General features: G+C 68.2%; 19 protein-coding genes. 6 read left to right on the forward strand and 13 right to left on the reverse strand.

Annotated elements, in window-relative coordinates:
- Nucleotide 1: 1 nt before the first annotated feature.
- A complete protein-coding gene (locus MQH31_RS02780) occupies nucleotides 2-373 on the forward strand; it encodes a VOC family protein (protein ID WP_243010824.1) in 372 nt (123 codons plus the stop codon).
- Nucleotides 374-420: 47 nt separating this feature from the next.
- On the opposite strand, the gene MQH31_RS02785 is transcribed toward MQH31_RS02780, so the two are convergent.
- The 3 genes from MQH31_RS02785 to MQH31_RS02795 form a co-directional block, all read right to left on the reverse strand.
- Nucleotides 421-699: a YciI family protein gene (locus tag MQH31_RS02785; protein WP_243010825.1), complete on the reverse strand. Its 279-nt coding sequence runs from the start codon at nucleotides 697-699 to the stop codon at nucleotides 421-423.
- A gap of 44 nt (nucleotides 700-743) precedes the next feature.
- Nucleotides 744-1916, reverse strand: coding sequence for a GDSL-type esterase/lipase family protein (locus tag MQH31_RS02790; protein ID WP_243010826.1), 1173 nt, complete (start codon nucleotides 1914-1916; stop codon nucleotides 744-746).
- 71 nt (nucleotides 1917-1987) lie between these two features.
- Nucleotides 1988-2560, reverse strand: a complete 573-nt coding sequence (locus MQH31_RS02795; RefSeq protein ID WP_243010827.1) for a TetR/AcrR family transcriptional regulator — start codon at nucleotides 2558-2560, stop codon at nucleotides 1988-1990.
- An 88-nt stretch (nucleotides 2561-2648) separates the two neighbouring features.
- On the opposite strand from MQH31_RS02795, the gene MQH31_RS02800 reads away from it, so the two are divergent.
- Genes MQH31_RS02800 through MQH31_RS02810 form a run of 3 tightly spaced genes read left to right on the forward strand, consistent with a single transcriptional unit; the run spans nucleotide 2649 to nucleotide 5967 of the window.
- Nucleotides 2649-3632 (forward strand): alpha/beta hydrolase, encoded by a 984-nt coding sequence (locus tag MQH31_RS02800; protein ID WP_243010828.1) that lies wholly within the window; start codon nucleotides 2649-2651, stop codon nucleotides 3630-3632.
- Between the two features lie 56 nt (nucleotides 3633-3688).
- Nucleotides 3689-4321 carry a TetR/AcrR family transcriptional regulator gene (locus tag MQH31_RS02805; protein WP_243010829.1) on the forward strand — a complete coding sequence of 211 codons (633 nt, stop codon included), beginning with the start codon at nucleotides 3689-3691 and terminating at the stop codon, nucleotides 4319-4321.
- Complete coding sequence (locus MQH31_RS02810) at nucleotides 4318-5967, forward strand: MDR family MFS transporter (protein ID WP_243010830.1); 1650 nt, start codon at nucleotides 4318-4320, stop codon at nucleotides 5965-5967. The genes MQH31_RS02805 and MQH31_RS02810 overlap by 4 nt, the downstream gene beginning before the upstream one ends.
- 94 nt (nucleotides 5968-6061) lie before the next feature.
- Here MQH31_RS02810 and MQH31_RS02815 read toward each other — a convergent pair whose 3' ends face one another.
- The 5 genes from MQH31_RS02815 to MQH31_RS02835 form a co-directional block, all read right to left on the reverse strand.
- Nucleotides 6062-7018: a DMT family transporter gene (locus MQH31_RS02815; RefSeq protein ID WP_243010831.1), complete on the reverse strand. Its 957-nt coding sequence runs from the start codon at nucleotides 7016-7018 to the stop codon at nucleotides 6062-6064.
- Between the two features lie 100 nt (nucleotides 7019-7118).
- Nucleotides 7119-8084 (reverse strand): N-acetylglucosamine kinase, encoded by a 966-nt coding sequence (locus MQH31_RS02820; RefSeq protein ID WP_134535386.1) that lies wholly within the window; start codon nucleotides 8082-8084, stop codon nucleotides 7119-7121.
- Between the two features lie 5 nt (nucleotides 8085-8089).
- Nucleotides 8090-9292 carry an SIS domain-containing protein gene (locus MQH31_RS02825; RefSeq protein WP_243010832.1) on the reverse strand — a complete coding sequence of 401 codons (1203 nt, stop codon included), beginning with the start codon at nucleotides 9290-9292 and terminating at the stop codon, nucleotides 8090-8092.
- A complete protein-coding gene (locus MQH31_RS02830) occupies nucleotides 9285-10619 on the reverse strand; it encodes a D-tagatose-bisphosphate aldolase, class II, non-catalytic subunit (RefSeq protein WP_243010833.1) in 1335 nt (444 codons plus the stop codon). The genes MQH31_RS02825 and MQH31_RS02830 overlap by 8 nt, the downstream gene beginning before the upstream one ends.
- An 81-nt stretch (nucleotides 10620-10700) precedes the next feature.
- Nucleotides 10701-11612: a class II fructose-bisphosphate aldolase gene (locus tag MQH31_RS02835; RefSeq protein ID WP_243010834.1), complete on the reverse strand. Its 912-nt coding sequence runs from the start codon at nucleotides 11610-11612 to the stop codon at nucleotides 10701-10703.
- A 178-nt stretch (nucleotides 11613-11790) separates the two neighbouring features.
- Between MQH31_RS02835 and MQH31_RS02840 the strand changes: the two genes are divergently transcribed.
- Nucleotides 11791-12618 (forward strand): DeoR/GlpR family DNA-binding transcription regulator, encoded by an 828-nt coding sequence (locus MQH31_RS02840; RefSeq protein ID WP_134535390.1) that lies wholly within the window; start codon nucleotides 11791-11793, stop codon nucleotides 12616-12618.
- 200 nt (nucleotides 12619-12818) lie between these two features.
- Nucleotides 12819-14543 carry an HNH endonuclease signature motif containing protein gene (locus MQH31_RS02845; protein ID WP_243010835.1) on the forward strand — a complete coding sequence of 575 codons (1725 nt, stop codon included), beginning with the start codon at nucleotides 12819-12821 and terminating at the stop codon, nucleotides 14541-14543.
- 155 nt (nucleotides 14544-14698) lie between these two features.
- Here the strand turns inward: MQH31_RS02845 and MQH31_RS02850 are convergent, their stop codons facing one another.
- The 5 genes from MQH31_RS02850 to hutU are packed head-to-tail and all read right to left on the reverse strand — an operon-like array spanning nucleotide 14699 to nucleotide 20771.
- The gene (locus MQH31_RS02850) at nucleotides 14699-15316 is read right to left on the reverse strand and encodes a HutD/Ves family protein (protein ID WP_243010836.1); all 618 of its coding nucleotides are present in this window, start codon (nucleotides 15314-15316) and stop codon (nucleotides 14699-14701) included.
- 4 nt (nucleotides 15317-15320) lie between these two features.
- Nucleotides 15321-16514 (reverse strand): imidazolonepropionase, encoded by a 1194-nt coding sequence (hutI, locus tag MQH31_RS02855; RefSeq protein ID WP_243010837.1) that lies wholly within the window; start codon nucleotides 16512-16514, stop codon nucleotides 15321-15323.
- Nucleotides 16511-17893, reverse strand: a complete 1383-nt coding sequence (locus MQH31_RS02860; protein ID WP_243010838.1) for a formimidoylglutamate deiminase — start codon at nucleotides 17891-17893, stop codon at nucleotides 16511-16513. Before MQH31_RS02860 ends, hutI begins: the two co-directional genes overlap by 4 nt.
- Nucleotides 17890-19107 carry an allantoate amidohydrolase gene (locus MQH31_RS02865; RefSeq protein WP_243010839.1) on the reverse strand — a complete coding sequence of 406 codons (1218 nt, stop codon included), beginning with the start codon at nucleotides 19105-19107 and terminating at the stop codon, nucleotides 17890-17892. Before MQH31_RS02865 ends, MQH31_RS02860 begins: the two co-directional genes overlap by 4 nt.
- Nucleotides 19104-20771 carry a urocanate hydratase gene (gene hutU, locus MQH31_RS02870; protein WP_243010840.1) on the reverse strand — a complete coding sequence of 556 codons (1668 nt, stop codon included), beginning with the start codon at nucleotides 20769-20771 and terminating at the stop codon, nucleotides 19104-19106. Before hutU ends, MQH31_RS02865 begins: the two co-directional genes overlap by 4 nt.
- Nucleotides 20772-20832 lie beyond the last annotated feature (61 nt).

Here is a 20832-nt window from a genome sequence, read left to right on the forward strand (position 1 = left end):
CATGACTGTCACCGGACCCGATTTTCTAGCCCTGCAGGTTGGAGACCTCGAACGGTCGGCGAACTTCTACGAGACGCTGCTCGGGTTGCGCCGCGCGCCGGTGAGCCCGCCCCACGCCGTCGTCTTCGCGACCGAGCCGATCGCATTCGCCGTTCGGGAACCGATGCCGGGGTTCGACCCCACTGCGGTGCGGCCGTGGGCCGGCGCCGGGGTCGCGCTCTGGCTGCATGCCGACGACGCGCAGGCCGTGCACGACGTCCTCGTCGAGGCGGGAGTTCCGATCGTCAGCGCCCCGGCCCCCGGCCCGTTCGGCCTGACGTTCTCGTTCAGCGACCCGGACGGCTACGTCGTCACGATCCACGACCAGGCGTAACGCGCCCGGCACGGTCCGGGCTACTCGGCCCGGACCGGCCTGCGCAGTCAGACCGCGCGGAATTCCAGCGGGTCCCAATCGAGGATTCGCGATGCACCGACGAGGCCCTCCAGGACGAAGGGATCATCGGCCCGGAATCGTTCGGCGGCCGCACGCGATCGGAAGATCGCCATCGAGCCGTCCTTTGCTGGATCCGCGAAGGTACCGATCATGACGACCTCGCCCCCGAGCGCGAACTCGTCAAGATACGCGCGATGTCGCGGGTAGACCTCACGGACGCGACTGAAGTTCTCTGCATTCACTTCGTAGAAGCTCACGGCGTACATGGCTGGAGTGTATTCCGACACCCGTTCCGGCCGATAGGCGCTGCTCAGGCGGCGAAGGCCCCCTCGGGGCCGAAGGCGAGGCGGGCGAAACGCTCGCCGATGCGACGGTGCGTCGCGGCGTCCGGGTGCAGCCGGTCCGGCAGCGGGAATTCGGCGAAGTCCGCCTCGCCGTAGAGGTCGAGTCCGTCGAGGTAGTGCAGGTTCGGATCCGTCGCAACGCGCTGCAGTGCGATGCGTGCCAGCTCCGCCCTGATCACGGTGAGCGTGAGCTTCCCGGCGGATGTCTCGGCCGGGTCCCCGGTGGCGACGAACTGCAGGCGACCCCCGGCCAGCGCGGTGAGGTCGAACGCGCCGGGTCCCGGAGTGTCCTCGTGGATGGGGCAGAGGATGGGGGAGATCAACAGCAGCGGTGTCGTGGGGTGGCCGTCGCGGATGGTGTCGAGGAAGCCGTTCACGGCCGGGGCGAAGGCGCGCAGGCGCATCAGGTCCAGATTGACCAGGTTGATGCCGATCTTGACGCTGATCAGGTCGGCGGGGGTGTCGCGCATGGTGCGGGCGACGAAAGGATCGAGGAGTGCGCTGCCACCGAAGCCGAGGTTGACCAGGTCGACAGCGCCGCTGGCTGCCGCGAGCGCCGGCCAGGTTTCGGTGGGGTTCTCCGCGTTGGAGCCGTGGCTGATCGAGCTGCCATGGTGCAGCCAGACCCGGTTGCCTGTCGCGGGTGCGGGCTCGATGGGCGCGTTGGAGCGGAGCGCGACGAGTTCGGTTCGTTCGTTGTGCGGGAGCCAGATCTCGATGTTGGTGAGGTGGTCCGGGAGGCTGGTGAACCGGAGGGTGCTGACCGGGCCGAGATGGTTCGTGGTGGCGCCTGTGGACATGTCGACGGTGACCGTGATGCCGGTCGTCGCGCTGGCCCGGCCGGACAGTCGGCCGTCGACGAGCAGTTCGTACACACCGACCGGTCGTGGTGGGCCGCCCAGGTAGACGAGCTTCGTGGGCAGTACGTCGAGCTCGAGTTCGGTGGCACCGGTGCGGAAGGCCAGTCGGACCCCGGAGGGCTGCGACTCCGCGCCGGACAGTTGCGCGTCCGCGTGCGCTCGCGCCCAGGCCGGCAGGCGGTGGGGGAGCAGACCGTGACCGGTCCGTTCCAAATCGAGGGCGCCGCGGAGGAGGTCGGCGGTGATCGGGGTGCTGATCCAGTTGTGCTGGGTGGACATCTGTGAGCCTTCTGGTCGGGGAATGCCGGTGTGGGGAGGTGGTGCGGGTGCCGGACGGCAGGTGCGTGGCGTTATTCGGGCGCCGGCCAGGCACGCAGCAGGGCGTCGAGGGCGTCCAGCGTGCGGGTCCAGGACTCCTGGGAATCGGGGGAGCTGTTGCCGAAGCCGCCCTCGAGCTCGAGAGTCGCGAAGCCGTGGAAGACGCTGCCGAGCAGCCGGACGGAGTGCGTCTGGTCCGGTTCCGTGAGGTCGTAGCCGCGCAGGATGGCGCGGGTCATCGCGGAGTGGCGGACGCCGGCGCTCGCGATCGCGGTCTCCCTGTCGAGCCGGAAGTGCATGGCGGCGTAACGGCCGGGATGTTCGCGGGCGTAGTCGCGGTAGACGTTGCCGAGCGCGACCAGGGCGTCCTTGCCCGCCCGGCCGGCCACGGCATCCGCTGCCCGGTCGGCGAGCTCCTGCAGCGCGAGCAGGGCGATCCTGGTCTTGAGATCGTGGGAGTTGGTGACGTGCGAATAGAGGCTCGCGACCTTGACGTCGAAAAGCCTGGCCAGCGCCGAGAGCGTGACTTGGTCGAATCCGACCTCGTCGGCGAGTTCGGCGCCCGCCTGGGTGAGGCGCTCCGCGGTCAGTCCTGCGCGTGCCATTGCATTACTCCTTGTGACTAATGTCATTAGATTTCTACCTAATACTATTAGGTAACTTCCCGTGGAGCGCCAGGGGGATAATTTCTCCATGAGCGATGCGAGCGGCATTCGGCCAGCGAACGGGGCCGCGGCCACCCGAGCCGACGCGGTCTTCTTCTGGATCACCCGCGTCGTGGCCACGCTCGGCGTGGTCGTCACGGTCTGGGCAGCGGCATCGACGGGACCGATGCTCATCCACGGCCACCCGGCATACCTGATCCTGCTCGTGCTCGCCTTCGCGGTCAGCCTGGCGATCGCCGTGCGCTCCTGGCTCGTGCGAGTGGTGCGCCACCGCCGGTGGAAGGGAATTCGCGGCGTCCTCGTCGTGCTCTCGCTCGGGGTGATCGCACTGGCCTGGTGGCTCGTGCCGTCGACGGCCGTCGAGCCGGCCCTGTCCGCGATGGACTCGGACACCAGCGTGACCGTGACCGAGACCGCCGACCAGATCGTGCTGCAACCGACGGGAGCTGCGAGCGACGTCGGGGTGTTCTTCCAGCCCGGCGCGCGCGTCGACGCTCGCGCCTACGCAGCCGTCCTGCGCCCGCTCGCCGAAGCCGGCCACGTCGTCGTCATCCCCAAGCAGCCCTTCGGGATTGCGTTCCTCTCGACGGGAGCATTCGGTTCGGCGCGCGCCGGGCATCCGCCGGTAACCCGCTGGGTCATCGGCGGCCACTCGCTCGGCGGGACGGTCGCGGCGATGGACGCCCAGTCCTTCGCAGGCGCTTCGACCGACCCGGTCGTCGGGCTGATGTTCTTCGCGTCATACCCGGCGAACGACCTGAGCGGGCTCGATGCCCGGGTGCTGTCGATCTCCGGCACGAACGACGGCCTGGCGACTCCGGAGAAGGTCACCGCGTCGAAGGCGTCGCTGCCGGCGGATGCGCGATTCCTGGCGATCGAGGGTGGCGTGCACGCGTTCTTCGGCGACTACGGTCCACAGTCCGGCGACGGCGAGCCGTCCACCTCCCAGGATGCTGCGCGCGCCGAAATCTCTGCGGCGAGCGTCGCCTTCGTGGACTCTTTCGACCGGTAGGACGCGCGCGCGGTCACATATTGCACTCAGAGCCATATAGTGCAATACTGCACTTTATGATTGATAGTGCAACAACGCCGGGGCGCTCCGACCGCATGGCGGCGACGGCCCTGCGACTCACCGCCGTCTCCCGCCGACTCACGGCCGAGCGCGGCCTCAACGGTTTCACGATCGAGGAGCTCTGCGCCGAGGTCGGGATCTCCCGGCGCACCTTCTTCAACTACTTCCCCTCCAAGGACGAAGCCGTCATCGGCATGGACGAGACCGATGAGGCACGTCGCCTCGCCGAGCACTTCACCGCCCGGGGCTCCCGAGGGTGGCCGGCCGTGCTCGACGACCTCGTCGAGTTCGCCATCGAACAGATGGCGCTGACGGGGCTCGGTGTGGCCGAGCACACCGATTTCTTCGCCGCGATCGAGCGCGAGCCGCGACTGCTTTCCCGGGTGATCGGGCTCGGCCGCGAGCGCGAGCAGGTGCTGGCGCTCCTGGTCGCGAACCGGGAGGGCGTCGACGACGACGACCCGAGGGCCCGTGCCGCGGTTGCGATCTTTTCCACCCTGTTCCGCACCGCCGTCGAGCGCATTCTTCGTCCGGGGGCGACCGAGGAATTCGGCGCGGCGCTTCACATTTCACTCGTCGCTGTCCGAGAAGTGGCCGCTACGTCAAACCTTCGAAAGGACCGTCCATGACCGCAATCGCCGAGGCGCCGTTCCTCCTGACCAAGCGACGAATCTGGATCATCTTCGCCGCGCTCATCTCCGGCATGCTCCTCTCGAGCCTGGACCAGACGATCGTGTCGACCGCCATGCCGACGATCGTCGGCCAGCTCGGCGGCGTCGAGAACCAGGTCTGGGTGACCACCGCCTACCTGCTCGCCACCACCATCGTGATGCCGATCTACGGCAAGTTCGGTGACGTCCTCGGGCGGCGCCGGCTGTTCCTCGTCGCGATCGCCCTCTTCACGATCGCGTCGCTCGGCTGCGCCTTCGCCGGTGACTTCTGGCAGCTCGTCATCTTCCGGGCGATCCAGGGGCTCGGCGGCGGCGGGCTGATGGTCCTCTCCCAGGCGATCATCGCCGACATCGTGCCCGCCTCGGAGCGCGGCAAGTACCTCGGACCGCTCGGTGCGATCTTCGGCCTGTCCGCGGTCGGCGGCCCGCTGCTCGGCGGCCTCTTCGTCGACCACCTCACCTGGCAGTGGGCGTTCTACATCAACATCCCCGTCGGCGTGATCGCGTTCGTCATCGCGTGGTTCACCCTCAGACTCCCGAACAAGAAGGCCACGGCGCCCATCGACATCCTCGGCGTCCTCACCCTTTCGGCGGCCACGACCTGCCTCATCTTCTTCACCGACTTCGGCGGCAACAAGGCCCACGGCTGGGGCGCGACCGAAACCTGGCTCTTCGGCGCCGGCCTCGTGATCGCGGTGCTGCTCTTCATCCTGGTCGAGGCGCGGGCGAAAGACCCGATCATCCCGTTGTCGCTCTTCCGCAACCCGATCTTCGTGAACGCGACCGCGATCGGCCTCACGCTCGGCCTCGGAATGTTCGCGGCGATCGGCTTCATCCCGACCTTCCTGCAGATGTCCTCCGGCACATCCGCCGCCGTCTCCGGCCTGCTGATGGTGCCCATGATGGTCGGCCTGATCGGCACCTCGATCGGGTCCGGGATCGCGATCACCCGCACCGGCAAGTACAAGATGTTCCCGATCCTCGGCACGATCATCACCGGGGCAGCGATGGTCGCGATGACCACCCTCAGCGCGTCCACCCCGATCTGGCTGATCTGCGTGTTCCTCTTCGTCTTCGGCGCCGGGCTCGGCCTGATCATGCAGGTCGTCGTGCTCGTCGTGCAGAACTCCGTGGACGCGTCGATGATCGGTACCGCGACGAGCACGAACAACTACTTCCGGGAGGTCGGCGCCTCGCTCGGCGTCGCGGTGTTCGGCACGATCTTCACCACCCGGCTTACCGACAACCTCACCCACGTCTTTGCCTCGGCCGGTGCCACCGCAGCGGATGCCTCGAACGCCACGGCGACGCTGGACCCGCAGACGCTCAACCAGCTGCCGCAGGCGTTGCGGGACGGGATCGTCGCGGCGTACGCGGATGCCCTCGCTCCGGTGTTCTGGTACCTGCTGCCGTTCATCGCCCTCGCCTTCCTTCTCTCGCTCTTCCTCAAGCAGATTCCGCTCTCGGATGTCGCCGGGCTGATCGCCCGTGGAGAGGCCATCGGCGGGGACGAAGCTGAAGCGCTCGAAGCGGTCCAGCGCGGCGGCGAAGTGCCGTCAGTTCACAGCGGTGCGGGTCCTATCGAGGTGAAGTCGCGTGAGTGAGTGACGTGATCACGACGAAGGCCCGCTCGTACGCTTCTCGATGTTCAAAAAGCGTGCGAACGGGCCGGCGCGGGGCTGGCAGTGACTGTGCCGGCTAGCCCGCTGTGTCTGCTGGCTCGTGGGTCTTTGCCTGCGTTCTGTTCTCATCGCCGGGAAGGGCGGCCGGCAACGCCTCCCCACGTCGTTCGTCGCTGTAGACCATGAGGGTCGAACCGACGAGCGCCAGGACGATCGCGATCGTTCCGAAAATTGTCGGAAGCGTCTGATAAACGACGAGCGACACCACGATCGTGAGAACGGGGGCAAGGGCGTTGGTCGTTGGCGCAACGATGGACGCCTTGCCTCGGCTCAGGGCCATGACGAGGAACAACGCACCGACCGCATTGAGGAGCTGGGTGGCGGCGGTCAACGCGGGCGCCTGCCAGGGGACGTCGAGCGGGAGGCCGCCCATCGACATGATCGCAAACGGGGTGAGGATCAGGCCGCTGATGGCCATCCAGGCGAAGGTCGTCGCGTCGTTCACTCCGATGGTCGCTGCCTTCCGCATGAAGAAGGCCTGCACGCCCCACGCAATGCAGACGAAGATTGCGATGACGAGCCAGGGACCGGATGTGGCATCCCCTGAGCCGCCTGCGACGCTGAAGAGCACGATGGCGGCCAACGCCGCGACCAAGCCGATGACGGCGACCTTGGGCAGGCGTTCCCGGAGGAACGCAACGGCCATAAGCACGGTGATGGCCGGCGAAATGGAGATGATCGGGAAGATCAGGTATGCGGGACCGGACGACAGCGCGTTGAACAGGAGCAGTTGGCCGCCGGCCCCGGTGAGGCCGATGAGGAGACCGTACATGGCGGCCTTCGGGCGGCGGTCGAACTTCTGGCCGCGCAGCGCGAAGGCTGCAGGGATGATCATCACGACAGCCCAGATCACGTAGACCATTTCATCCGGGTACCCGTAGAGGGTGATGGGGAGGGACGAGAATGCGCCCCAGACTCCCCAGAACAGCACCAATAGTGCTGCGTAAAATATCCAACTCTGCGTTTTCTTCACAATGATCTCCTCGTTGACATCTGTTACTTGCTTGGACTTACTCAGGGGGACGTGCGTTGTGGTGCGTGGTGCGTGGTGCGTGGTGCAGGTACGGGTGCGGTTAGTGGAACCGGAGACGCGCCAGCGCGGCTTCGGACAGCGGGGTGCCCGCCTTCTTCGCGGCGTAGAGCGCTGCGCCGACGGCGGGGCCGAACAGCGGAGTGCGCAACGCGTATTTCGGCGGCAGTGCCGAAAGTGCCTCTTCGAATCCGCTGCGCACGGCGGCGGCCGTGAACATGCCTCCCGAGTAGGACACGGGGACAACGTCGTCGTCGCCGAAACCGAGCTCGGTGCGCGTCGTGTCGACGATCCTGGCCAGCTCGGCGCAGGCATCCGTGAGGATCTGGGCGGCGATGAGGTCACCCTGGGCGGCGGCTTCGACGACGGTCTTGGAGAGGTCGGCGATCGCCCCTCGTTGTCCCTTCCACTGATTCACGACGACGTCTATCAGATCGAGATCGCTGTTCACGTCGGCACGGGCCTTGACGACGTCGTAGAGCGGGCCGCGGGGGAGCCGGCCGTCGCTCATCCGGGTGAAGGCGTTGAGGCCGCGGATCGCGATCCAGTACGCGGAGCCTTCATCGCCGAAGAGCTCGCTCCAGCCGCCGACCCGGTGGCCGTGACCCGCGCGTTCTCCGTAGGTCATGGAGCCGGTTCCGCTGATCACGTTGATCCCGTCGACGGCACCGAGGGATCCGGCCCAGCCGCACACCATGTCGTTGTCGCAGGTGTAGCGACCGTGCCCGAGTACCGCACGGGGCGCGGCGTTCAGCCGTTCGATATCGGAGCTGACCTCGCCGTATCCCGGGAGCCCGAAGAAGGCCTGGTCGATGTCCTTCGTCTCGATTCCGGCTTGGGCGGCGATCGTGCCGATGCCCTGGGTGAGGATTCGCCCGACGAGCTCGATGCCCTCGCTGAAGTAGTAGCAACTCGGTGTCTGTGTTTCCGCGACGAGGTGTCCGGAGTCGTTGAGGAGGACGAAGGCGGTTTTTGAGCCGCCACCGTCAACCCCGAGGAATAGTGACATGGCTTTCAGCTCGCGTTCGTGAGAGTGCCCGCTGAAGCGGGCAGCGGGTGGATGTGCACGCCCTTGACGACGCGGTTGACGGTTCCGCCGGGGAACGGGTTGTCGGGGGTGGCGCCGAGCGTGAGCGAGAACGAAAGCCCCAGAAGCTGTGCGATGACGATGTAGCCGACGGCCAGGAACGCGTCGTCGAGGCCCGCGAGGTCCGAAAGGATCCACGAATGGCCGTCGGCCGCCGGCAGCGGCAGGGAGGAGATCGCGACGACGCGTTCGGGAGTGAGCGCTGCGCGCAGTTCGGCGATGATGTCGAGGTCGTACTCGCGGGTGTAGGGGTCGGAAGAAACGTAGACCAGGGCGAGAGTGGTCTCGTCGAGGACGGCCTTGGGGCCGTGGCGGAAGCCGAGGGAGGAGTCGTAGTAGGTGACGATCGCACCGGCCGTCAGTTCGAGCACTTTGAGGGCCGATTCGCGGGCAAGGCCGGTCAGCGGCCCGCTCCCGATATAGACGATGCGTTCGTAGCCCGCCTCGGCCAGTGCCCGGATCTCGGGCTGGCGGCAGTCGATGATCTGCGTTGCGGCCGCGGACAGGGCGGCAACGGCGTCGTCGTTCGCGCCGCCGAGGATCAGGAGGCTCGACAGGAGCATCGACGTGAAGCTCGACGTCATTGCGAAGCCTTCGTCGTTGGAGCGACGCGGCATCAGCACGACCTTCGAGTGCGCGCGTCCCTGATGATCCGTGAAGAGGTTCCCGTCTTCATTGCAGGTCAGGATCAGGTGGCTGACGTCGGTGAGCACCTGATCGGCGAGGACCGTTGCGGCGCTGCTCTCCGGGCTGTTGCCCGATCGGGCGAAGGAGACGAGCAGGGTGGGCACGTCTTCGGCGAAGCTCTCCCTGGGATTCGAGACGATGTCCGTTGTGGCCACGGCGTCAATGCGGCGGCCGAGCAGTCGCGACAGTGCCGGTGCCGCGATGTCGCCGACGAAAGCGGATGTCCCTGCTCCCGTGAGAACGATGCGCAGGTCGGATTGGGAGAGGAGGGGTGCGAGGAAGGTATCAATGTCGGTGCGCTGGGCGGCGATGTTGGCCGAAGCCTCGCGCCAGACATCCGGTTGCTGGGCGATCTCGCGGACGGTGGCTTCAGACCCTGGACCTGCGGCCTGGCCGGTGGCCGTCGATGCGGCTGGGATGGATGTGGCGGTGGGGTTAGACAAGGAGTGCTCCCTGGATGGTGGTGGTTGTGGTGGCACGGTCGCGGACCGTCGGGAAACAGGCATAGGCGTACGGGCGCAGGGCGTCGCGGATCTTGTCCACGACGAGCGCGCGCGGTTCGGGAGAAAGGCTCCCTGCCCGAACCCTCGCGTATTGCTCGGGGAGGAACTGGCTGATGAGCGGGAGCGGGATCTGCAGGGCGGCGAGGTTGTCATAGAGACGGTTCTCGGCCGCCTCGATCTCCGGGTCTGGCCAGTAGTAGCGCAGCCGGTCGCTGTAGCTGAACCGGCGGGCAAGGCGCTGCTGCTGGGCCGTGCCCTCGTAGTAGCCCGCCCAATAGTCGGGATGGGCGAGCATGCGCCGTTCGATGACCTCGACGAGGGCGGAGCGATCGGCGACCGGGACGAGTTCGTCTTCGATCTTCGCGAGGGCGAAGAGCCCTTCTCGCATCGCGAACGTCAGCCCGGGTCCGACCTTGAGGATCGCCCAGTGGTCTTCGACGAGTTCGGCGAGCCGGTTCGTCTCCTGGTAGTCGGTGGAGTGGGCCTCGAAAACCAGCCCCGGCTCGTCGTTCAGGACGGTCCGCAACTGCACGGTCCCTTCACGGTGGTAGTCAATGACCTGCAGGTGGTCGAATTCCACGGCGGGCTGCACGACGAGCGCGATGATGCGCGGCCAGATGTCGGCGAGGCCGACCTGCTCGAATGCGGCGCGGTGCCGGTCGAGGGTCGCGTGGGCTGCCCCGGCGGATGTCGCAGTCAAGGCGCCGAGGGTCTCGTGTGCGCCTCCCGGTACCGGGACCTCTGTGCCGATCACGTACAGGATGTCGCTCGGGAGGCCGGCGCGAGTAGCGGCGTCCTCCGCGACTCGCAGCAGCCGTGCTGTGCGGACTGCGGCGAGGTCGTCGCCGACCGGCACGGGATCCCCCACGCAGGACATGCTGCAGTCGAGATGGATCTTTGTGTAGCCGGCTTCGACGTATGCCGTGACGAGGTCTTCGGCATTCGCCATCGCCTCGTCGGCGCTGAGCCTCTGCCAGCGATTGGGACCGAGGTGATCGCCACCGAGGACAAGGCGGTCCCTGGCGAAGCCGATCCTGTCGGCGATCGAGTAGACCAGGTCGCGGAAGTCCGCCGGACGCATGCCGGTATAGCCGCCGAACTGGTCGACCTGATTGGAGGTGGCTTCGATGAGAACGTAGGTGCCATCGGCATCCGCCTGACGGATTGCGGCCTCGAGCACGGTCGGGTGCGCCGAGCATACCGAATAGATTCCGACGGTTTCACCCGCCTTATGCCGACGTACCGTGTTCCAGAGTTGATTAACCATTGTGCTCCTTTGCAGTTCCACGGGCGCCCCCTTGTCCGGGGCGGGCGTGGTTCGATCGATGGGTCTCGTTGACGGATGGGATCAGCGGGCACCCCGCCCGGTGAGCAGGGCGGAATTCGGCAGGCCGGGGCGGGGGTGCACCGGGGCGGCGTCAAGGACGGTGCACAGGTGGGTGACGGTGCGGGAGATGGACTCGCAGCCGTCGCGAATGTACTTGCGCGGATCGGTGACATCGGGATTGGTGGCCAGGAACCGCCGGATTCCGTCAGTGAACGCGATGTTGAGGGCCGTTCCGACGTTGATCTTGCGCATCCCGGCGGCTATGGCCGCGACCAGCGTCGCGTCCCCGACGCCGGATGATCCATGGAGGACGAGGGGGACGGGCACGATGCCGGCAAGCTGGGCGATCAGCGCGAGGTCGAGTTCCGCGACCTGCGAGGTCATGGCGTGAGAACTGCCGACCGCAACGGCAAGCCCGTCAACGGTGGTCTCCGCGACGAACTCGCGCGCCTCATCGGGCTGGGTGCGAGCAAGCGGCGAGTGAGCGCCGTCCTTGCCGCCGATTTCGCCCAGTTCCGCCTCAACCCACAGGCCTCGGGCGTGGGCGCGCCGAGCCAGCTCGCGGGTCTGGCGAACATTCTGGCCGTGGGGAAGGTGTGCGGCGTCGACCATGATCGAACTCACGCCGAGATCGTTGGCCAGATCGATGGCGAGTTCGGTGAGTGCGAGGTCCTGGAAATGGTCGAGATGGATTGAGAGAGGCGCGGACGACTCGGCGGCGACTTTCGCACAGGCCGCGATGATCGGCGAGATCTTGCCATCGTGGAACCGGATCGCGTTCTCGCTGACCTGGAGAATCGCACCGGTACCGGCGCGCTCAACTCCTGCCGCGATGGCTTCGGCGTGTTCGAGGGTGATCACGTTGAAGGCGAGGACGGCGCGGTTGCCTGCGCCGAACTTGCCGATGAGATCGCGGGTCGTGGCGAGCGTCATGACGAGCTCCTCCCGGCAGTGATGCCGTGCGATTCGGGCGATGTCAGGTCGACACCATCCGTGCACTGGACCAACACGATTGCCATGGCTTGATACTGCGACAGAATGCGCGTATCGCGCAATTTTCCTGCTAAAGTGAACACAAATACTGCGCGTTTCGATTTAGCGAAGGCCTCTCATGCTCCAGAACGGCTCGTCCTCATCCACCCCTCGTGCCGTCTCAGGCAAGCGCTCCGAGCGGATGCGCCTTGTCCTGTCGCTCCTGCATGAACGGACCAGCATGTCGCAGTCTGCGCTCGCGGAGGCGCTCGGAATCTCGGCGGCCACCCTGCGCAGGGACCTGGCGGATCTGGACGAACAGGGACTGCTCGTTCGTACGCACGGCGGGGCCCGCGCCTTGGACGCCCGCAGCGAAATCCCTGTTCGCCTCAGGAATACCCAGTTCCGGGAGGCCAAGCAACTGATCGCACGCCGTGCGGTGGACATGATCCCCGCCGGACCCTATGCAGTCGCCCTGAGTGGCGGAACCACGACGGCTGAAGTCGCCAGAGCGCTCAGTAATCGTTCGGGATTGACCATTGTGACGAATTCGCTCACTATTGCGATGGAGTGTGCGGCTCGCCCCAGGCTCAAGGTCATCATGACAGGAGGGGTAGTCCGGCAGAGCTCGTTCGAGGCCGTTGGCTCATTGTCTGAGAACACCTTCAAAGCGATCAATGTCGGCACTGCCATTCTGGGTACCGATGGCATCAGCGTGTCAGGGGGCGTGACGACGCACGACGAAACGGAAGCGCGCACCAATCACGCCATGGTCGCCAACGCTCAGCGCGTGATCGTGGTTGCGGACGGGTCCAAAGTTGGACAGGTCACCCTCGCGAAGATGGCAGACCTGAGCGAGATCGACGACTTCGTGACCGACTCCGACGCCGATCCCGCCGCGCTTCAGCTGATCGCGGACGTCGGGGTCACCGTGCACATTGTCGATCTCAGTGCCGTGCGTCGATAGGGCAGGTCCGGTCCTCCGAAAGGCAGCCTGAGATATTGACCCGAGCCGTGTTGAGCGAGTGAGGCTGCGTCTCGCGGGTTCTTGACGACAGTGACGCTCCCACGAAGCGTGTCGTCATCACATTCGATTCTGTGCAGTTATATTCGTGAATTAAGTGACAAAGACTCGTTTTCTCGTCCGATTCAGGGTAGAATCGGGGTATGGCAGGAGCTTCGGATCCACAGTCACACACCCCGCAGACACCCCGTTCCGGGGCCGCGGGAGACCAGGCCGGCACGGCGGGCCGCGCATCCACCCAGTCGTCGGCTGAGTCGTCGGTCGGATCTTTGGATGGGCAGGTCGAGTCGGCTCATCCGGTTGCGATTGCTGAGGGTTTCGAGGGTGCTGAGGGGCTGGCCGGGGCGGTTGCGTCGGTTCATGCGGATGCCGTCGCCCGGCTCGCCGAAGCGCGTTTGGCTGTCGCGGAGGCCCTGGCGGCGATCCCGGTCGGGTTACTGAGTGATGCGGAAGCGGTCACGGCGCTGAAAGAAGTCGAGGCGATTGGCCGGACGGTGGATGCGGCCCGGGTGAACACCGCCACGGACGTGGATCGGCGGGCGCGGGTGCTCGGCCGGGATGGTCTGGCGTGGAAGATGGGCTGCCGGGGACCGTGGGATGTGCTGACCCGGGTGACGCGGGTCTCGGCCCGGGAGGTGAAGCGGCGCACCAAGCTCGGCGACGCGGTGTTTCCCCGCCGGGCGGGCCTGACGGTGTTGCCGCCGCTGTTCCCCGTGGTCGGGGCCGCCCTGACCGCGGGGGACATCGGTGTCGAAGCAGCCGAGTTGATCACGACGGGGCTGGGGTTGGTCAGTCACCGGGCGGTCCCGGCCGAGGTGGAGGTTGCCGAATGGGCCCTGGTCGCCACGGCCGCCGGATGGATCACCCCGGAGACCGAGATCCTCGCCGGCGCGGGGGTGCCGGCGGCTGCGGATCTGATCCGGGGGATGGTGCTGCAGTGGCAGGCCGTCCTGGACCCGGACGGCGTCCTGCCGCAGGAGGATGTGTTCGAGGCGAAGTCGAACATCGGCTTCGGCCAACTCAAGAACGGCTTGTATCCGGTGAAGGGTGGGGTCACGCCGGAACTGTTCGGAATGATGAACACCCTCTTCGACGCCTTCCTCAGCTTCCACGCCCGGCCCGCGTTCCCCACCGAGGAGGAACAGGCGCTGATGGATTCGGGGCAGATGATCCCCGGCGCCGAAACCGCCGGCGACGACGACAGTGGCGCCGGCACGGGCCCGGAGCTGGACGTGATCGAAGCCGAGCTGCGGGAACGCCGCCAGGACACCCGCACCAGCGGGGAGAAACGTGCCGACATCCTCCGGGCGTTGATCGAACACGCCGCCCGCGACAACGACACGCCCAGCATGGGCGGGTCCGCTCCCACGGTGATGGTGCACGTGAACGCCGCCGACCTCGCGAGCGGGGTCGGGGTGGGGTGGATCGACGGCGTCGAAGCCCCGGTGTCGCTGAAGACGGTGCACCAGCGCATCTGCGACGGCGGCTTCCAAGGGGTGCTGTTCGGGGCCAACAACCAGGTCCTCAAGCTCGGCCCCGAACGGCGCTACTTCAACCGGGCGCAGCGGCGGGCGATCACCGCCCGGGACGGCGGGTGCATCATCCCCGGCCGCAAAGCTCCGGCGCACTGGGCCGAAGTGCACCACGTGAAGCCCTGGGCGAAAGACGGACCGACGAATGTCGACAACGGGGTCCTCCTGTGCTGGTTCCATCACCACACCATCGATACCTCGGGGTGGGAGATCCGCATGGTGAGGGGCTCACCGCAGGTGCGGGCTCCCGGACTGATCGACCCGCAACGACTCTGGCGGCCACCGAACCGGCACCGCGCCCACCAGGTCCTCACCGGACCACCCAACCGCGACTGACCAACCGCGACCACACAGACGTGACCCCCCAGACGCGACTGACTGGCCTGAACGAACCCGGAACAGCGAGGTCCGGCTCCCGTCGATCACCTGCCAGCGATCCGGCCGCCCCACCGCTCGTGCAGACCGCTCGTGCAGAAGGACGCTCTGGTCGTTCAGGGCACTGGGGCAGAGGGACTGCCCGTGAGGGCTACGGTCGCAAGAGCCACGATGGCCCCGCCGCGAAGTGTCCGGGACCGTCCCGGCGTGACCAGCATGGCGTCGCGGAGGGCCAGAGTGAGGACGTTCGACCCCTCGGAGCCAGTGACCGCAGAGGTACCTGATGCGCCGTCGATGTCGACCTCGCCCTCGAGGACGACGACAAGGACGCTCTCATCGGGACCCGGTGCCACCGAGAAGGATCCGGTGAGGCGCTCGACCCGGAGGGAACCCGTCGCGGCGGTGCGGCGCAGCATCAGGTTCAGGTCGTCGGAGCTCTCCGCCGACCCGGTCGACGAGACGAGGCTCTCACCGGCGAAGGCACAGACCTCGTACTGTCCGACGTGCTGCGCACTGCCGTCGATGCTCAGGTCGAGACCGCCGGTGGATAGTGGGACGAGATACCGGTCGACGCCCGCGAACTCAGAGAAGTCGGAGTCGCCGGTGATCGTCGCGATGCTGACCCGCCAGGCGAAGTCGTCCATCGTCGCCGCCGCGGGTGCGACGGCCACCGTGCTGGTCCAACCTCTGCCATTGCGCCAGGCGACCGGCACCCGGTCGATCGCCCGGGACACGGGGTCAGAATGCGGCACGGGCCACACGGGTCACGGCCTGGGGCACACGTTGTCCGAGCAACCAGGTGGCGGCGGTGAGCGGCACCCCCGGGCGGTAGGCGATATGCGAGATCGAGGGCGCGTCAAGCACCTGCAGGTCGGCGCGACCGCCGACGCGGAGCGAGCCGACGGCATCCGCCCCCGAGTCACGCCCGAGGGCCTGGGCTCCGCCGCGGGTGGCCGCGCGCACGGCTTCCTCCACGGTCAGGTGCATCTGCAACACGGCCGTCGCGATGCAGAACTGCATCGAGGTCGTGTACGAGGTTCCGGGATTGCAGTTGGTCGCGATCGCGACGGTGACGCCCGCGTCCAGGAGCGCGCGGGCCGGCGCGAGGGGCTCCCGGGTGGACAGGTCGCAGGCCGGCAGCACGGTCGCCACGGTATCCGACCCCGCCAGAGCATCGAAGTCGGCGGGGCTCAGATAGTTGCAGTGATCGACGCTCGCCGCCCCGAGCTCGACGGCCAGGGCGACACCTCCGCCATGCCCGAGCTGGTTGCCGTGCACCCGCAGGCCCAGCCCCGCCGCACGCCCGGCGAGGAGAACCTCTCGGGACTGCTCGACGTCGAAGGCCCCGCGCTCGCAGAACACGTCGATGAAGCTGACCCACGGCGTGACGGCGGCCAGCATCGGGCCGGTCACGAGGTCGAGGTAGTCACGGGCGCTGATGCCCTCCGGTACCAGGTGCGCGCCGAGGAAGGTCACCACGTCCGCCCCGCGGGAGGCGATCTCCGCAGACCGGCGCTCGGTCTCCACATCGAGGCCGTAGCCGGTCTTGGTCTCGAGGAAGGTGGTGCCCTGGGCCCGCGCCTCGTCTCGCAGAGCCCGGAGATTCGACTCGAGTTGGGCATCCGTCGCGGCCCTCGTCGCGTTCACGGTGGTGGCGATGCCGCCGGCGGCATATTTGGTGCCGGCCATGCGCGCCTCGAATTCGGCCGAACGGTCGCCGGCGAAGACCAGGTGGGAATGCGAGTCGACCCAGCCGGGCAGCACGGCCCGCCCGCCGACGCTCGTGCGCACATCTGCGACGGGCGGATGCTCGGCGTCGCCGATCCAGGCGATCCTGCCGTTCTCGATCACGAGCGCGGCCTTCGCGCGACGGTTTTCGTGGTCGGCGAAGGTGCTCAGCTCGCCGATATCGGTGATCAGTTCGGAGGTCATGCGGGTTCCTTCGGGGTGATGTCAGCGATGGTTTCGTCGAGCCGGCGCAGGGCCGCACCGAGCAGGAGGGCGGGGTCGCCTGCCGGCGTGAGCCCGTCGCTCGCGACGATGCGCCCACCGACGATGACGCGGCGCACGTCGCTCGCGGTGGCCACGAGCGGGAGCTGGTTTGCGCTCGCGCCGACGGTGCGAACCGAGGCGGCGTCGAGTTCGACGAGGTCCAGCCACGCGCCGACCTGCAGGCCGCCGGTGCCGAGCCCGAGTGACGCGTAGCCGCCGCGGGTCAGTGCCTCGGTCAGGTCCGGTGGTGAGAAGCGGCCGCGGCGGCCGGAGGCCAGCCGTTCGCCGGCTTCGAGGCCGCGGGCTTCGAGGAAGGGGTCGACCACGGCGTTCTGGTCGGATCCGAGGGCGAGCCGGGCACCGGCATCCGCCAGCCGGCGAGCGGGGCCGATCCCGTCGCCCAGGTCCGCTTCCGTGGTGGGGCAGAACACGGCCGTCACCCCGGCGTCGCCGAGAAGTTTCACGTCCGCGTCGGTCAGGTGGGTCGCGTGGACCACGCTCAGCCGCGGAGTGAGTGCGCCGAGTTCGTGCAGCAGGCCGGTGGGGGTGAGGCCGTGTTCGGCGAGGCACTCCGCGTTCTCCTGGGGTTGTTCGGAGAGGTGGATGTGCAGGGGCACCGTGGCCGGCAGTCCGGCGAGGATCGTCGCCATCGCCGCCCGGGGCACGGCCCGCACGGAGTGCAGGGCGGCACCGAGCGTGACCGCGGGGCCAGGGCCGGCGACGGTGTGCGAGCCGGCGTCGAGGGAGTCCCGCAGGCTGTCCCAGCGCCGAAGCCAGGCATCCGCCGAGTCGTCGCCGAACCGCAGCTGCAGGTCCGAGAGCGGACGGTTCGTGCCGCCGCGCAGGTAGCAGGTGTCGAGCAGGGTCAGGCGGATCCCGGTGTCGCGCGCGGCGGCCGCGACGGCGAGCTCCATCGCGTGGGGGTCCGGGTACGGCCGACCGTCCGGCCGGTGGTGCACGTAGTGGAATTCGCCGACGGCCGTCCAGCCGCTGATGAGCATTTCGCCGAACACCGCCGACGCGAGCTCGTAGTACAGGTCGGGGTCCAGGGCGGATGCCGCGGCATACATGCTCTCCCGCCAGCGCCAGAAATCGCCGCCGTCCGCCTGCGTGCGTCCGCGCAGGGCGCGATGGAAGGCGTGCGAATGCGCATCGCCCATCCCGGGGAAAACGGTGCCGAGGACCGTGTCGCCTGCGCTCGCCGGAACGCCACGCTCCAGGCGGGCGATCGTCCCGTCCGGGGAAGCGTGCACCCGGACCGCGTCCACGGGCACGCCGTCGATCAGTGCGGTCGCGCACCAGAACGTCCCACGCGTCACAGCAGCTCCCGGAGAACCCGCTCGAGGGCGTCGACACCGGCGAGGCAGTCGTCGAGGGTGGCGAACTCCTCCGGCGAGTGCGAGACGCCGGTCGGGTTCCGCACGAAGATCATCGCGGTGGGCCGGCGACTCGACAGCACGCCGGCATCGTGGCCGGCCCCCGTGGGGAGCGTGGGGGCACCGCCCAGCGATCGCACGAGTCGGTCGCGCAGGGCCGGATCGAAGGCGACGGCCCCGCTCCAGGACTCCTCGGCGACGACCGCGGTGCACCCCTCCGCTGAAGCGGCCTCGGCGACCCGCGCCTCGATCTCCGTGACAAGGTCCCGCGCAGCGGCATCCTCGGCGGCACGCGCGTCGAGCCAGACCGCGACCTGCGAGGAGATCACGTTGGTCCCACCGGGCACGGCCTCGATCCGCCCGATCGTGGCCCGCGAACCGGAGCTCGCGACGGCGGCATCCCGAACGCCGAGCATCGAGCGGGCGGCTGCGAGCATCGGGTCCCGCCGGTCGGCCATGCGCGTGGCACCGGCGTGGTTGCCCTCTCCGGTGAACGTGATGCGCCAGCGCCCGTGCGCGAGGATCGAGGAGGCGACCGCGACCGGGCTGTCCAGGTCGATCAACCCTCGGCCCTGCTCCACGTGCAGCTCGACGAACAGCCCGATGCGCGCGAGCGCGGCCGGGTCCTCGCCGAGGCCGGCCGGGTCGATACCGACAGCGGATGCGGCTGCTGCGAGCGAGATTCCCTCCGGGTCGACGAGAGCGCGGGCCTGATCGGCGTCGAGTGCGCCCGTCATCAGCCGGGAACCGAGGCAGGCGATCCCGAACCGGGAGCCCTCCTCCTCGGCGAAGACCAGAACGGCGCAGGGTCGCGTCGGCCGGAACCCGCTCGCCTGCAGCCGTGCGATCGCGTCGAGGGTGCTGACCACGCCGAGGGGACCGTCGTACGCACCGCCGCCGGGGACGGAATCGAGGTGGCTGCCGACCACGATCGCATCGTCGCCGCGCGGGCCCCACCACGCCCAGGTGTTGCCGTTCCGGTCGATCTCCACGTCGAGCCCGAGTCGCACGGCGCGTGCGGCGAACCAGTCGCGCAGCTCCAGGTCGGCCGGCTGCCACAGGTGCCGGGAGTAGCCACCGCGCCGGGTGTCCCTGCCGATCTCGGCGATCTCATCGAGTCCGGACAGCAGGCCGTGCGCAGTTGCCGGCGCCGTCATTCGGCCTCCCACATCGGCACCCGCAGTCCGCGTTCGCGGGCAACGGCGGCCGCGCGCTCATACCCGGCGTCGACGTGACGCATCACCCCGGTGCCGGGGTCGTTGATCAGCACCCGCTCGATCTTCTGGGCGGCGAGCTCCGTGCCGTCGGCAACCGTGACCTGCCCGGAGTGGATGGACCGGCCCATGCCGACGCCGCCACCCTGGTGGATCGACACCCAGGTCGCGCCCGACGCCGTGTTGAGCAGGGCGTTCAGCAGCGGCCAGTCGGCGATCGCGTCCGAGCCGTCCTTCATGCCCTCGGTCTCGCGGTAGGGGGACGCGACCGAGCCGGAGTCGAGGTGGTCGCGCCCGATCACGATCGGGGCGCTGATCTCGCCGGAGGCCACCATCTCGTTGAACTTGAGCCCGGCGAGGTGCCGTTCCTTGTAGCCGAGCCAGCAGATCCGGGCGGGCAGGCCTTCGAACTGCACCTTCTCCTGGGCTCCGTGGATCCAGCGCGCGAGCTTCGCATCGTTCGGGAACAGCTCGAGGATCGCCCGGTCGGTCGCGGCGATGTCGGCGGGGTCCCCGGAGAGCGCGGCCCAGCGGAACGGTCCCTTGCCCTCGGCGAACAACGGCCGGATATAGGCGGGCACGAAGCCGGGGATCTCGAATGCCCGCTCGCAGCCGCCGAGCACGGCTTCCGCGCGGATCGAGTTGCCGTAGTCGAACACTTCGGCTCCGGCGTCGCGGAACCCGACCATTGCGGTGACGTGCTTGGCCATCGATGCCCGAGCCCGGATCGTGAAGTCCTCGGGGTCGGCGGCGGCGCGGGTGTGCCAGTCGGCGACGCTGATGCCCTCCGGCAGGTAGCTGAGCGGGTCGTGCGCGCTGGTCTGGTCGGTGACGATGTCGATTGCGACGCCGCGTTCGAGCAGCTCGGTGAAGACGGATGCCGCGTTGCCGACGAGTCCGACGGAGAGCGCCCGGCGCTCCGTCTTTGCGGCGAGGACCCGGGTCACGGCGTCGTCGATGTCGTCCGTCATCTCGTCGAGGTAACCGTGGTCGACGCGGCGCTGCAGACGGGCGGGGTCGACGTCGACGATGAGTACGGCTCCGCCGTTCATCGTCACGGCGAGGGGCTGGGCGCCGCCCATGCCGCCTGCCCCGCCGGTGAGGGTGAGGGTCCCGGCGAGAGTGCCGTCGAATCGCTTGTCCGCGATCGCGGCGAAGGTCTCGAACGTGCCCTGCAGGATGCCCTGGGTGCCGATGTAGATCCAGGAACCGGCGGTCATCTGGCCGTACATGGTCAGGCCGGCCTGTTCGAGTTTGCGGAATTCGGGCCACGTCGCCCAGTCCCCGACGAGGTTCGAGTTGGCGATCAGGACCCGTGGAGCCCAGGTGTGGGTGCGGAAGACCCCGACCGGCTTGCCGGACTGCACCAGCAGGGTCTCGTCGTCCTCGAGCTCACGCAGGGTGCGCACGATCGCATCGAACGCTTCCCAGCTGCGGGCGGCCTTCCCGGTTCCGCCGTAGACGACGAGATCGTCGGGGCGCTCGGCGACTTCGGGGTCGAGGTTGTTCATCAGCATGCGCAACGGCGCCTCGGTCTGCCAGCTCTTCGCGGTCAGGGTGTTGCCCCTGGCTGCGCGGACCGGACGGGGGAGATGCTTCTGGGCCACGATTTTCTTCCTTCTGGTTGATGCTGAGTGATGCTGAGTGATGCTGAGTGATGCGGCTGGT

The sequence above is a fragment of the Cryobacterium zhongshanensis genome (genome assembly GCF_022760445.1).
GTDB classification, from domain to species: Bacteria; Actinomycetota; Actinomycetes; order Actinomycetales; family Microbacteriaceae; genus Cryobacterium; species Cryobacterium algoricola.

Bases quoted from the DNA above. Each gene is read 5' to 3' on its own strand.
- MQH31_RS02780 (WP_243010824.1), top strand. From the start codon at position 2: ATGACTGTCACCGGACCCGATTTTCTAGCCCTGCAGGTTGGAGACCTC.
- MQH31_RS02785 (WP_243010825.1), bottom strand. From the start codon at position 699: ATGTACGCCGTGAGCTTCTACGAAGTGAATGCAGAGAACTTCAGTCGC.
- MQH31_RS02790 (WP_243010826.1), bottom strand. From the start codon at position 1,916: ATGTCCACCCAGCACAACTGGATCAGCACCCCGATCACCGCCGACCTC.
- MQH31_RS02795 (WP_243010827.1), bottom strand. From the start codon at position 2,560: ATGGCACGCGCAGGACTGACCGCGGAGCGCCTCACCCAGGCGGGCGCC.
- MQH31_RS02800 (WP_243010828.1), top strand. From the start codon at position 2,649: ATGAGCGATGCGAGCGGCATTCGGCCAGCGAACGGGGCCGCGGCCACC.
- MQH31_RS02805 (WP_243010829.1), top strand. From the start codon at position 3,689: ATGATTGATAGTGCAACAACGCCGGGGCGCTCCGACCGCATGGCGGCG.
- MQH31_RS02810 (WP_243010830.1), top strand. From the start codon at position 4,318: ATGACCGCAATCGCCGAGGCGCCGTTCCTCCTGACCAAGCGACGAATC.
- MQH31_RS02820 (WP_134535386.1), bottom strand. From the start codon at position 8,084: ATGTCACTATTCCTCGGGGTTGACGGTGGCGGCTCAAAAACCGCCTTC.
- MQH31_RS02830 (WP_243010833.1), bottom strand. From the start codon at position 10,619: ATGGTTAATCAACTCTGGAACACGGTACGTCGGCATAAGGCGGGTGAA.
- MQH31_RS02835 (WP_243010834.1), bottom strand. From the start codon at position 11,612: ATGACGCTCGCCACGACCCGCGATCTCATCGGCAAGTTCGGCGCAGGC.
- MQH31_RS02840 (WP_134535390.1), top strand. From the start codon at position 11,791: ATGCTCCAGAACGGCTCGTCCTCATCCACCCCTCGTGCCGTCTCAGGC.
- MQH31_RS02845 (WP_243010835.1), top strand. From the start codon at position 12,819: ATGGCAGGAGCTTCGGATCCACAGTCACACACCCCGCAGACACCCCGT.
- hutI (WP_243010837.1), bottom strand. From the start codon at position 16,514: ATGACCTCCGAACTGATCACCGATATCGGCGAGCTGAGCACCTTCGCC.
- MQH31_RS02865 (WP_243010839.1), bottom strand. From the start codon at position 19,107: ATGACGGCGCCGGCAACTGCGCACGGCCTGCTGTCCGGACTCGATGAG.